The 11,547-nt window shown below is 63.0% G+C and carries 13 protein-coding genes and 2 tRNA genes; 5 read left to right on the top strand and 10 right to left on the bottom strand.

The annotated features are described in order from the left end of the window. Positions 1 to 26 precede the first annotated feature (26 nt). From AC54AG_RS24130 to AC54AG_RS24120, 3 genes are all read right to left on the bottom strand, one after another. Positions 27 to 905, bottom strand: a complete 879-nt coding sequence (locus tag AC54AG_RS24130; RefSeq protein WP_072456312.1) for an NAD(P)H-hydrate dehydratase — start codon at positions 903 to 905, stop codon at positions 27 to 29. A gap of 18 nt (positions 906 to 923) precedes the next feature. Then, positions 924 to 1,688: a histidine phosphatase family protein gene (locus tag AC54AG_RS24125; RefSeq protein WP_496631756.1), complete on the bottom strand. Its 765-nt coding sequence runs from the start codon at positions 1,686 to 1,688 to the stop codon at positions 924 to 926. Positions 1,689 to 1,768: 80 nt separating this feature from the next. After that, positions 1,769 to 3,169 carry an L-cystine transporter gene (locus AC54AG_RS24120; protein ID WP_496631755.1) on the bottom strand — a complete coding sequence of 467 codons (1,401 nt, stop codon included), beginning with the start codon at positions 3,167 to 3,169 and terminating at the stop codon, positions 1,769 to 1,771. Between the two features lie 263 nt (positions 3,170 to 3,432). Here AC54AG_RS24120 and AC54AG_RS24115 point away from each other — a divergent pair, with 263 nt between their 5' ends. Next, complete coding sequence (locus AC54AG_RS24115; RefSeq protein ID WP_496631754.1) at positions 3,433 to 3,810, top strand: nuclear transport factor 2 family protein; 378 nt, start codon at positions 3,433 to 3,435, stop codon at positions 3,808 to 3,810. Between the two features lie 9 nt (positions 3,811 to 3,819). Beyond that, positions 3,820 to 4,209: a hypothetical protein gene (locus AC54AG_RS24110; RefSeq protein ID WP_496631753.1), complete on the top strand. Its 390-nt coding sequence runs from the start codon at positions 3,820 to 3,822 to the stop codon at positions 4,207 to 4,209. Between the two features lie 3 nt (positions 4,210 to 4,212). Here AC54AG_RS24110 and AC54AG_RS24105 read toward each other — a convergent pair whose 3' ends face one another. Both AC54AG_RS24105 and AC54AG_RS24100 read right to left on the bottom strand, forming a co-directional pair. After that, entirely contained in the window at positions 4,213 to 4,818 is a 606-nt protein-coding gene (locus tag AC54AG_RS24105; protein WP_496631752.1) for an IMPACT family protein, read from the bottom strand. 66 nt (positions 4,819 to 4,884) lie between these two features. Continuing rightward, on the bottom strand, positions 4,885 to 5,145 hold the full coding sequence (locus AC54AG_RS24100) for a hypothetical protein (RefSeq protein WP_496631751.1): 261 nt from the start codon (positions 5,143 to 5,145) through the stop codon (positions 4,885 to 4,887). 93 nt (positions 5,146 to 5,238) lie between these two features. On the opposite strand from AC54AG_RS24100, the gene AC54AG_RS24095 reads away from it, so the two are divergent. Further along, a complete protein-coding gene (locus AC54AG_RS24095; protein ID WP_496631805.1) occupies positions 5,239 to 6,006 on the top strand; it encodes an AraC family transcriptional regulator in 768 nt (255 codons plus the stop codon). On the opposite strand, the gene AC54AG_RS24090 is transcribed toward AC54AG_RS24095, so the two are convergent. The 4 genes from AC54AG_RS24090 to AC54AG_RS24075 form a co-directional block, all read right to left on the bottom strand. Further along, a complete protein-coding gene (locus AC54AG_RS24090) occupies positions 5,991 to 6,764 on the bottom strand; it encodes an SDR family oxidoreductase (RefSeq protein WP_058050889.1) in 774 nt (257 codons plus the stop codon). The two genes, AC54AG_RS24095 and AC54AG_RS24090, sit on opposite strands and share 16 nt — an antisense overlap. Positions 6,765 to 6,912: 148 nt before the next feature. Next, on the bottom strand, positions 6,913 to 7,818 hold the full coding sequence (locus AC54AG_RS24085) for a LysR family transcriptional regulator (protein ID WP_496631750.1): 906 nt from the start codon (positions 7,816 to 7,818) through the stop codon (positions 6,913 to 6,915). A gap of 256 nt (positions 7,819 to 8,074) precedes the next feature. Further along, positions 8,075 to 8,150: transfer RNA gene (locus AC54AG_RS24080), tRNA-Lys, on the bottom strand. 78 nt (positions 8,151 to 8,228) lie between these two features. Then, positions 8,229 to 8,304 (bottom strand) — tRNA-Lys (locus AC54AG_RS24075). A gap of 120 nt (positions 8,305 to 8,424) precedes the next feature. On the opposite strand from AC54AG_RS24075, the gene AC54AG_RS24070 reads away from it, so the two are divergent. Beyond that, entirely contained in the window at positions 8,425 to 8,883 is a 459-nt protein-coding gene (locus tag AC54AG_RS24070; RefSeq protein ID WP_034759213.1) for a MarR family winged helix-turn-helix transcriptional regulator, read from the top strand. After that, positions 8,880 to 10,367, top strand: coding sequence for an MDR family MFS transporter (locus AC54AG_RS24065; RefSeq protein ID WP_496631749.1), 1,488 nt, complete (start codon positions 8,880 to 8,882; stop codon positions 10,365 to 10,367). The genes AC54AG_RS24070 and AC54AG_RS24065 overlap by 4 nt, the downstream gene beginning before the upstream one ends. Here the strand turns inward: AC54AG_RS24065 and AC54AG_RS24060 are convergent. Continuing rightward, entirely contained in the window at positions 10,361 to 11,449 is a 1,089-nt protein-coding gene (locus AC54AG_RS24060) for an NADH:flavin oxidoreductase/NADH oxidase (RefSeq protein WP_070300894.1), read from the bottom strand. The two genes, AC54AG_RS24065 and AC54AG_RS24060, sit on opposite strands and share 7 nt — an antisense overlap. Between the last annotated feature and the right edge of the window lie 98 nt (positions 11,450 to 11,547).

Below are 11,547 nucleotides of genomic sequence, written 5' to 3'. Positions count from 1 at the left end.
TTCTGGATATGCTTATGCTGTTGTTTTTATGCCGCCAGATTGCGCAGCAGCGCTGGAATCTCGGCCGGGATTTCGCGCGCCAGGTAGCCGAGGATGCCGAAGCGCAATGCCAGCTGTTCGCCCGCCAGCGCATGCAGGGCGATGCCCCAGGCGCACGCCTGCTCCAGCGGTGCGCCGCGCGCGGCCAGGCCCGTGATGATGCCGGCCAAGGTGTCGCCGGAACCGGAAATGGCCAGGCCGATATTGCCGCCTGCATGCGTCCAGGTCGTACCATCGGGCATGGCGATGACGGTCAGCGCGCCTTTCAGGGCGACGATGGCGTTCCAGCGCCGCGCCGCGTCCGTGGCGCAGGCATGCGGGTCGGCCAGCACGGCGTCCTTTGACAGGCCCATCAGCTGGGCCAGTTCGCCCGCGTGCGGCGTCAGCAGGACGGGCTGGTCGAAGCGGAAGTGCGCGGGCTTGCGCACGACCTGCATGGCGCAGGCGTCAAGGATCAGACGGCTATTCGCAAACAGGGGCAGCAAATGTCGCATCAGCTCGCAGCTTGCAGCCGTGTCGCACATGCCTGGCCCGACGAGCACGGCATCGACCTTGCCAGCCAGCGGCGCCAGCTGGTGTTGCGCCTCGTGCCGGAAGCCGCCTTGCGCCGTTTCGTCCAGGCCGATGACCCGCGCCTCGGGCATGGCGATGGCTACCTGCGCCGCCACCGATGCACCCGTCGCCAGGGTCAGCTTGCCTGCACCCGCGCGCAGCGCTGCCGTAGCGGCCAGCACGATGGCGCCCGGCATCTCGGCCGAGCCGGCGACGATCAGCAGATGGCCGCGCACTTCCTTGTCGCCGTCGGGCTGCGGCATGGGCAGGGGCCAGGAGCGCAGCAGGGTAGCGGTGATGTCTGTGGTGTCCATGCATGGCCTCCGAAAAAACTAGGATTTGGGCGCGGCCGGCATGTCGGGCTGGGCCGTGACAGGTGTACCCGATTCTTCCAGTGGCGCGACGAAGTTGCACAGGTCCAGCTGCAGCTTGCCGTGCTTGCCCAGGGCGGGATTGAAAGCATAGGAAGTGACGCCGCAGTTGGGCACGTCGGCCGCCTTGTCGATGGCCAGGATGGCTTGCTCGTCGCAGCGCTCGAGCAGGTAGCGGAAGCAATTGACGATGACCTGGTGGCCGACGATCAGCACCCGTTCACCCCGGTATTCGCGGGTGATGGTGTCGAGCACGCTGCGCAGGCGCAGGATGACGTCGCACCAGCTTTCGCCGCCCGGCGGACGGAAGTAAAACTTGCCGACGTGCTGGCGCTGCTCGTGCAGTTCCGGGTACTTGCTGGCGATGCCGTGCACGGTCAGGCGGTCGAGGATGCCGAATTCCTTTTCGCGCAGGCGCTCGTCGGCCACCACGGAGTTCAAGCCGTCCGCATCGATGCGCGCCAGCACGGCTTGCGCCGTTTGCTGTGCCCGCACGTACGGCGAATACAGCACGACGGTCGGTTGTTGTTCAGGGGGAAGGGTGGCGAACCAGTCGCCCAAGGCTTGCGCCTGGCGCGTGCCCAGCTCGGAGAGGGGGACGTCGACATCGCGCTCGGCGATGGCGATCAATAGCTGTTTTTCCGCTTCGGCGGCATCGCGCGCCACGTTGCCGGCACTTTGGCCGTGACGCACGATCCAGATTTGCTGCGGCCATTTCTGTTCCATCGCCTTGCGCCTTCCTCCGTATTTATTGTTGATAAATATAGAGGAAAGCGGCAAGGCGCGGCGCGCCGCTGGAGAGCTGCTTAGGCGGCGTGTTCCGCTTCATCCAGGTCCGGCGCATCGTCGCTGTTGTAGACGGCCAGGTCGGTCTGTCCCATGACCCGGCTGGTGACGGTGCCGGCCGTGATCGAGCCGCTCACGTTCAGAGCCGTGCGGCCCATGTCGATCAGCGGTTCGACCGAGATCAGCAAGCCGGCCAGCGCGACGGGCAAGTCCATCGCCGACAGCACGATCAGCGCGGCAAACGTGGCGCCGCCGCCCACGCCGGCCACGCCGACGGAACCGATGGTGATGATGGCCAGCAAGGGCAGCAGGAAACTGATCGTGAAGGGATCGACGCCGACTGTCGGGGCGATCATCACAGCCAGCATGGCGGGATAGATGCCGGCGCAGCCGTTCTGGCCGATGGTCGAGCCGAACGAGGCGGCGAAGTTGGCGATGCCTTCCGGCGTGCCCAGGCGCTGGGTTTGCGTCTGTACGCTCATCGGGATGGAACCGGCGCTGGTGCGTGACGTGAACGCGAAGGCCAGCACGGGGAAGACTTTTTTCACGAAGCGCAGCGGGTTCAGGCCCACGCCGGCGATGATGGCCAGGTGCACGAGGAACATCAATATCAGCGCGCTGTACGAGGCGACGACGAAGTTGATCAGTTTCAAGATGTCCGTGTAGCTCGACGAGGCGACCACTTCAAACATCAGCGCGAACACTCCGTACGGGGTCAGGCGCAGCACCAGCGTGACCATGCGCATGACGATGGCGTGCGCCACTTTCATGAAGTTCTCGAACGAGGCGAAAATCTCCGGCTTTTTCGCCGCGATGCCCGTGGCCGAAATGCCGATGAAGATCGAGAACACGACCACGGCGATGGTCGACGTCTTGCGCGCGCCCGTCATGTCGAGGAAGGGGTTGGTCGGCACGAAGCTGACCAGCAGTTTCGGCAGGGACAGGGCTTTCGCCGTTTCCAGCGAGCCTTGCAGCTGCACGCCCCGCGCCACTTCGGCGGCGCTCGACGTCAGGCCGACAGCCGTCAGGCCGAACAGCTTGGCCATCAGGATGCCCAGCGCGGCGGCGATGGTCGTGGTGATGAGCAGGGTGCCGATGGTCAGCGCGCTGATCTTGCCCAGCGAGCTCGCGTCCTTGAGTTTCAGGATGGCGGAAATGATGGACACCATGATCAGCGGCATGATGATCATCTGCAGCAGTTTGACGTAGCCGCTGCCGACGATGTCCATGTATTCATTGGTGCCTGCGATGATGGGCGAGCCGGCGCCGTACAGCCACTGCACGGCCGCGCCGAGCAGCACGCCCAGGCCCAGGCCCGTGAAGACGCGCACGGTAAACGTCGCGTGTTTACGTTGCTGGTGGAACATGAAAGCGAAGACGAGCAACGCAACGAGCAGGTTCAGGATGATGTTAATTGCCATGAAGGGGCCTTATCTTGGTTTTATTCGAGACTGCACGGAGCACATAAAACAGTACTACAACTGACAGCTGCCCCAGCCCGGGGCGGAAGGGCAAGCACTGTACAGTACTATGGTGGCGTTTTGCGCAATACCGCTGCGAATATTACGCTATATGAATATGCTTCACAGGTATAAGCCTTGTGGCTGATTGTGAATTTAGCTATTTCGTGCAAGCATGCTTTTCCCGTTTGCTAAGATGCGCCAGACTATTTGATAGGAAGAAGATGAATGCATTAACTGAAGTACAAGTGCTCGATGCGGAAGAGCGCTTGCGCCTGGCCATGATGGCCTCCGACGTGGCCGAGTTGAATGTCTTGCTGGCCGACGACTTGCTGTTTACGAATCATCTGGGCCACTTGCTGAGCAAGCATGCGGACCTGGCCGCGCACGAGCAGCGCTTGCTGGCCATCACCGACCTGCGCGCGTCCGAGCGTCATGTGCGCATCAACGGCAGCGTGGCCGTGGTCTCCGTGCGCATGCAGCTGACGGGCACCTATCACGACGTGGAAACGCATGGCGACTTCCGTTTTACGCGCGTCTGGGCGCAGGACGCGGCCGGCGCGCTGCAAGTGATCGCCGCCCATTCCGGCGTCGTGGCTTGAGGAGTATCAGTGGATCATCGTTCCAAAGGGCAGCTGTTTGAAGCTGTCATCGCCGCCGGACCTGCCACCCTGGCCATCACGGCCGGCTATCCCGTGCTGTTGTACAACCTGGTGCGCACCTGGGCCGACGCTCCCGGCACCAATGCGCTGGCCGCGCTGCTGCTGACGGGCGGCGTGTGGGCCTTGCTGGAATTCTGGCGCATCGCGCTGGCGACCGTGGCGCGCAAGGCATACGCATTCAACTGGCGTTTCTGGCTGGCCATCGCCGGCTTTCTCGGCTGCTTCGTGCGCTTCGTGCCGGACATGCCTGCCGGACTGATGTTGCTGTTGATGGTGCTGCCGGCGCTGGCGTGGACGCATTTCATCATGCTGCAGATCAAGCGCCCGCCCAATTTGTAAGTTTTATTCTTCCTCTTCGGCTTCCAATTTCAGCCAGGCTATCCGTCCATTGCCCGCCTCATGCAAATGCGCGAGCAGGGCTGTGGCTGCCGCTTCCGCCAGGCTGAAGTCGAACAGCACGTGCTCGCCGTGTTCCACGTTCAGCAAGGTAGCGCCGGCGCCATCGAGTTCGCGGCGCAGCATGCCTTCCATCGCATACGGCACCGTGCAGCGCAGGGTTCGCTGGCGCACGATGGCCGTCTTTTCCGCTTGCAACAACGCTTGCGCCACGCTATCCGTGTAGGCGCGCACGAGGCCGCCCGCACCGAGCTTGATCCCGCCAAAGTAGCGCACGACGGTCGCCAGCACGCCTTCCAAGTCCTGGTGGCGTAGCACGTCGAGCATGGGTCGCCCGGCCGTGCCGCTCGGTTCGCCATCATCGACGGCCGCCGACTGCCCGCCCGCCAGCAGCGCCCAGCACACATGGCAGGCGCCAGGATGCTGCGCCTTCAAGTCATTGACCACCTGCTGCGCGCTGGCGCGGTCCGTCATCGGCTGCACGCACCCGATGAAACGGCTTTTCTTGATGATCAGTTCGCTGTGGACGGGGGTGGCAATGGTAAACGGCATGGCGGGTGCGAAGGCGGGCAAAGCAGCATGATAGAGGAAATGCGCGCCGTGGACGAGTCAGCCTGCTCACGCCGCTGCGGAGGCGGCTACCAGTTCGCGCAGCGCGGCATCGCGCACTTGCAGAATATCGAACAGTCCCAGCGCGTGCAGGGCGGGCAGGGCGTCGACAATGTCGCGTTCGGCGATGCTCCGTTCGGCGATGCCGCTGTTCTCGTCCAGCCATAGCCGGGCGTTGGTCAGGAAGGCGCCCACCGTGCCCTTGCGTACGGTCACGCCATTGAACTGGCCCTGGTTTTGTTGATCCGGCAATACGTCTTCTGCGCGCATGATGCACTCCTGAATGTTGGAAAGACTTCACTGTATGATGGCCGGATTGTCTTGCCTGCGTTGTTTATGTCATTCGATACGTCAAATCCGCCAATCTTGTTGCCATCGCTGCCGCTGCGCGCTATGCGCATTACCCAGCCGCAGGAGAGGGTGACGGGGGCGCACCGCCACGCCAGCGGCCAATTGTTCGGCGCCATGCGGGGCTTGCTTTCCATCGCTGCCGACAGCGGGCAGTGGGTGGTGCCGGCCAGCCATTGCGTGTGGATGCCGCCCCATCACGTCCATGCGCTGCGTTCGCATGGCCCGTTTGCTGGCTGGAGCGTGTATGTAGACGAAGCCAGCTGCGCCAGCTTGCCCGCCGCGCCTTGCGTGATGCGTGTCTCGGGCCTGCTGCGCGAAGCGGTGGACCGTGCCAGCACCTGGGAGGATGGCGCGCTCGACGTGCGGCAGGCAAGGGTGGCGAGCGTCATCCTCGACGAAATCGCCGCCGCGCCGCACGAGCCCTTCGGCTTGCCCCTGCCCACGGACCCGCGCCTGCTGCGCGTGGCGCGCGCCATCCTCGATGACCTGGCCGACGAGCGGGGCATGGAAGCGCTGGCCGCCTGGGCCGGCATATCACCGCGCACCCTGGCCCGCCGTTTCACGCTCGAGACCGGTTTTACGCCTTCCGCCTGGCGCCAACGCGCCCGCATCCTGCGCGCCCTGGAATTATTGGCCGCCGGCCGGCCCGTCACGACGATTGCGCTGGACCTGGGCTACGACAACGTCAGCGCCTTCATCGCCATGTTCAAGCGCGTGATGGGCGTGACGCCGGGGAGGTATGGGGAAGGATCCGCGCCAGGAGCTTATTTTGTGGTGTAGCCGCCATTGATCAGGATGGTCTGACCGGTGATCCACCAACCATCGCTGACCAAGTGACGGATGAACGGGACCACGTCATGGATATCGGTGAGGCCGGTCTTGCTGAACCCGGAGAGTGCCGCGGCCGTCTTGTGGTACGCCACCGCGTCATCGCCTTCGGCGGGATAGAAAAACGGCGTGTCCATCGGACCTGGTCCTACCGCCGTCACCGAGATCCCGCGCGCACCGAACTCCTTGGACGCTGCACGGGTGTAGTGTTCCACTGGCGCCTTGGTGCCGGCGTACGCGGCGTAGAAGGGCGTGAATGCGCCCAGCAGCGAGGTGACCACGGTGCAAATCTTGCCATTGTCGTTGAGGTTCTTGCCAGCCTCCTTGAGAAAGAAGAAAGCGGTCTTGGAGTTGACCGCTGTCATTTCGTCGTATTCGGCTTCGCTGATCTCCGTGATCGGCTTCTTCAGCACCTTTCCAACGGTGTTAATCGCGATGTCCAGATTGCCGACCGCGGCAATGGCGTCGGCGAACAGCTTCTCGACGGCCCCGGCCGTCGTCAGGTTGGCCTGGATTGCGACGGCTTGTGCGCCTGCGGCCTGGACTGCGGCCACGGTTGCCTCGGCATCGGCCTTGCTGGCTGCACTGTTGTAGTGGACGGCCACAGCCTTGGCGCCTTGCTGCGCCAGGTCGCGGGCGATCAGTCCCCCGAGGTTCTTGCCTCCTCCGGCGATGAGGACGGTCTTGCCTTTGATGCAATGGTCAGTCATGTCGATCTCCTTGGATACGTATTTGAAGGCTCGAGTATAAGCAGCATCCAATGGAAGATCAGCTACGTCGGGCTGGATGGATTGTCCAGAAAAACACCCCAATCGCGACCGGCCAGGCCACAGTTAACCACGCCCGCGTCGCTGCCTTTCATGGTTCGAGATGTGGCCGTATTAGCGCTTCGAACCAGTCGAAAAATACATTCAGCCTGCGCGACAGTTGCTTGCGGTGCGAGAAAACGAGCGACACCGGCATGGACGCCGCGCGAAACTCCGGCATGACTTCAATGAGTTCGCCGCTGTCGAGCAGGTGTTGCACGTCGAAACGAGGAATCTGGATCAATCCCACTCCCGCCACACAGCAGGCAATATAATTTTCGGCGTTGTTAACGATCACCCGGCTGGGAATTGACAGTGATCGTTTGCGCCCCGCATCCAGATACTCCCAGGGAGATTCTTTCGCGGCAGTGCCGGAGGCATATCCAACCGTCCAGTGCCCTTTGCTCAAATCATCTGGCGTTGTCGGCACACCGTGCTCGCGTACATAGCCTGGACTGGCACAGTTGATCAGTGCGATATGCCCCAGAGGACGCGCGACGATACTGCTGTCCTGCAAGGTCCCGACGCGCACGGCACAGTCCACGCCTTCCTGCACCATGTCGATCGCACGGTCAGAGGAACTCAATATCAATTCCAGCCGGGGATAGGCGCGCAAAAAGCCGGGCAGTGCCGGAGCGATCAGCCTGCGCCCGATTCGGCTGGGGGCATCCACGCAGAGCCGCCCTGAAATCTTGCTGTGCCGCACATGAAAAAGTTGATCGATATCTTCCGCATCTGCGAGAAGCGAACGAACGCGCTCGAGCAGGAGCATGCCATCCGCGGTCAGTTGTACTTGTCTCGTGGTGCGATGCAATAGGCGCGTGCCAATCCCCAATTCAAGCTGCTGTATGGCGGCGGAGATGGAGGCCCTCGGTATGCCCAGCGCATTGGCAGCTTTGATGAAACTTCCCATTTCAGCTACTTGTGTGAAAACACGGTACTGATTGAATTTGTCCATGAGTGTTTTTTGTATCGCCTTGACCGTAATCAAAAAATCAATCTATGGCGCAGCATACGCGATCGGCAGCCGTGCCGTGCGGACGGTCGAGCAGGTCAAAACGGACGAAAAGGCGACCGTTTGTGCCCATGTCCAGCTTGGGATTTTCTGATCAAACAGCAAAAATCAGTCTTGCTGTATGGGGATGCTCAGTGGGCCAGGAATGAACCGGAAAACAAAAAAGCCAACCGCGAACGGTTGGCTTCTCTGAAGTATTTGGTAGGCCGTGCGGGATTCGAACCTGCGACCAACGGATTAAAAGTCCGCTGCTCTACCAGCTGAGCTAACGACCCAAAAACTTTACAACTGAACTACGGTAACGCTGTGCGGTACGTGCTTGCCATGCGGCATGCAATCGAACTGCAAATTCTTGGTAGGCCGTGCGGGATTCGAACCTGCGACCAACGGATTAAAAGTCCGCTGCTCTACCAGCTGAGCTAACGACCCAAGGGCGGCTATTATGACGGCCAAAGCGGGTTTTGGGAAGGGCGGGGATGGAAAAAAGCCTTGCATGGCGCCCGGGTACGGCATAATATGGGTAGATAGTCTACCTACCCATATATTTCCATGCCCACTACCGAAGACCTTCCCATCCCCGAACGCGCGCTGGCGCTGTCCGATGAATTGCGCACGGCGTTCAAGCGTTTGCTGCGCTCCATGCAGCGCGAAGGGGGCGAGCTGGAAGGCAGCGTGTCGATGATGCAATACATGCTGCTGGCCCTGATTCACGAGCAGCCCGGCATCGGCGTGGCCGCGCTGGCGCGCCTGCAGAATGTGCGCGGGCCGACCGTCAGCGCGCAGGTCAAGTCGCTGGAAGAAGCGGGACTGGTCGAGCGCGGCGCGCCCGATCCGCAAGACCGGCGCCGCTCGGGGCTGCAGGTGTCCGCGCAAGGCCTGGCCATCCTCGAAACCCTGCGAGCGCGCCGCCGCGATGTGCTGGCGCAGCGCATTGCCCGTCTGACGCCGCAGCAGATCGATGCACTGGAAGCGGCCATGCAGCCGCTGCTTGAGATCGGTCAAGCATGAGCCACCACGATCAAGCCAACACTGGTGTAAAACCCGTCACCGAACGCGAAGTGCGCGCCATTTACCTGGGCCTGATGGCCGTGCTGGGACTCGGTGCGCTAGACCAGAGCATCGTCGCCACGGCCTTGCCGCGCATCGTCGATGACCTGGGCGGCATGGCCCATCTGTCGTGGGTGGTCACGGCCTACGTGCTGGCCTCGACGGCCACCATGCCCCTGTACGGCAAGCTGGCCGATCAGTATGGCCGCCGTCCCATGATCATTACGGCCCTGCTGACCTTTTTGCTCGGTTCCGTGCTGTGCGGGCTGGCGCAGAACATGACGGAGCTGATCATCTTCCGTGCCATCCAGGGTCTCGGTGCGGGCGGCTTCATGCCGCTGGCGCAAATCATCATCGGCGACATCGTGCCGCCGGCCGAACGGGGCAAGCGGCAAGGCATGGTGCCCATCGTGTATGCCGTCACCAGCGTGCTCGGTCCCGTGCTGGGCGGCGTGATCACGGATGCCTTGTCGTGGCACTGGATTTTCTATGTCAACCTGCCCATCGGCGCGGCTGCCTTTGTCATCATCGCGCGCGCCATGCGCAAACCGGCGCGCACGCATGCGCACAAGATCGACTATCTGGGCTCGGCCTTGCTGACGGGCGCCATCACGGCGGCGCTGCTGGTGCTGGCGTTGGGCGGCACCGAGTGGCCGTGGGATGGGCTGGCCATCAAGGTGTGCGGCGGCATTGCCGTGCTGCTGGGGCTCTGGCTGGCGGTGCACGTGGGCAGGGTGGATGAACCCGTGCTGCCGCCCGACCTGTTCGAGAGCCGCACCTTCAATATCGCCAGCCTGGTCATGGCCGTGACCTTCATGGGCCTGATGGGCGCCAGCGTCTTCTTTCCCCTGTTCTTCCAGCTGGTGATGGGCACCAGTCCGGCGGAGTCCGGCGTGATGACGGTGCCGATGATGGTGGGGCTGGTGGCCTCGTCGATCTTCAACGGCCGGGTGCTGTCGCGCTCGGGCAAGTACAAGATGGTGCAGGTGGCGGGATTGGCCGTGGCGCTGCTGGCGTTTGCCGTGCTGGCCTGGGGCATGGAAACGTCGCGTGGCTACTGGGTCATCGAGCCGGCCATCTTCTTCCTCGGCACGGGGCTGGGACTGGTGATGCCGAACATGACAATCGCCGTGCAAAATGCCTTGCCGCTGGCGCGCCGCGGCGTTGGCACGGCCATGCTGGCCTTTTTCCGCTCGCTGGGCGGCTTGCTGGGCGTGACGGCGTCGGGCGCCATCCTTGCGCATCAGCTGCACAAGCACGGCGTGGAAGCCGTCTCGGCGCTGGGCGCGCAGGCGGCGGCGCAGACGGTGGACGTGTACCGCCATGCGATCGCCAGCGTGTTTGGCGCCGGCGCCGTGCTGCTGCTATTGGGGCTGGTCTTCCTGCTGTTTCTGCCGGAACTGCCCCTGGAGGGGCATCCGGCAACGGTCAGGGGCGATCAATAGCGCTCGAGCCAGTGCGCATACGGCGCCGGCAGGGTCCACGAGGCGCGTTCCACGCCGAGTTCCTTGGCGGCAAAGTATGCCCAGTGCGGATTGGCCAGGTGCGCCTTGCCGACCATCACCACGTCGAGTTGCTCGTCCTTGACGACGCGCTCGGCAATCGCTGGCGTGCCGAAGCCCCAGGCGGAAGAGACGGGCACACCCGCTTCGCGGCGCACGCGCTCGGCAATCGGCCCCATGAAGGCGGGGCCCCATGGAATCGACACGTCGGGAATGGTAAAACCCATGCTGACACTGATCATGTCCATGCCCGCGTCCTTGAACTGGCGCACGAGGCCGATCGATTCGAGCAGGGTTTGCTCGTCGCGGCCGTCGAATTCCAGCACGCCGAAGCGTATCGTCAGCGGCAGGTGCTCTGGCCACACTTCGCGCACGGCTTTCAATGTTTCCAGCAGGAAGCGGCTGCGGTTTTCCAGGCTGCCGCCATAGATATCGTCGCGCTGGTTCGAGTGGGCGGAAAAGAAGCTTTGCGCCAGGTAGCCGTGGGCGAAGTGCAGTTCCAGCCATTCGAAACCGACTTCGCGGGCGCGCACGGCCGCGTCGACGAAGTTCTGTTTCACGCGGGCGATATCGTCGAGGTCCATGGCGCGCGGCACTTTCGGCAGGCCGCCGCCAAAGGCGATGGCGGACGGGGCGATGGTTTGCCAGCCGCGCGCGTCGCCTTCAGGAATGTGGTCGTCGCCTTCCCATGGGCGGTTGGCGCTGGCCTTGCGGCCCGCGTGGGCGATCTGGATGCCGGGCACGGAGCCGGCCGCCTTGATGGCTTTCACGACAGGCACGAAGGCTTGCGCCAGGTCATCGTTCCAGATGCCGGTGCAGCCGGGCGTGATGCGGCCTTCCGGAGCCACGGCCGTCGCTTCGACGATCACCAGGCCGGCGCCGCCACGGGCCATGCCCGCGTAGTGCGACAGATGCCAGTCGTTGGCCTGGCCATCGACGGCCATGTACTGGCACATGGGCGGCACGGCGATGCGGTTGCGCAGGGTGATGTCTTTGAGGGTGTAGGGCTGGAAGAGGGCGGACATGGTGGCCTTTGTGTTTGTTGGTGGAAATGTGGGTGAATGCTGATTCGTTAGTTCGTAAATATTCGAATAATGGAATTAGTATAGCGCATGCTGTATGA

Source organism: Janthinobacterium sp. BCJ23 (assembly GCF_059617945.1).
The sequence above is the reverse complement of the archived record's forward strand: the minus strand, read 5'-3'. Positions and strand labels throughout refer to the sequence as shown.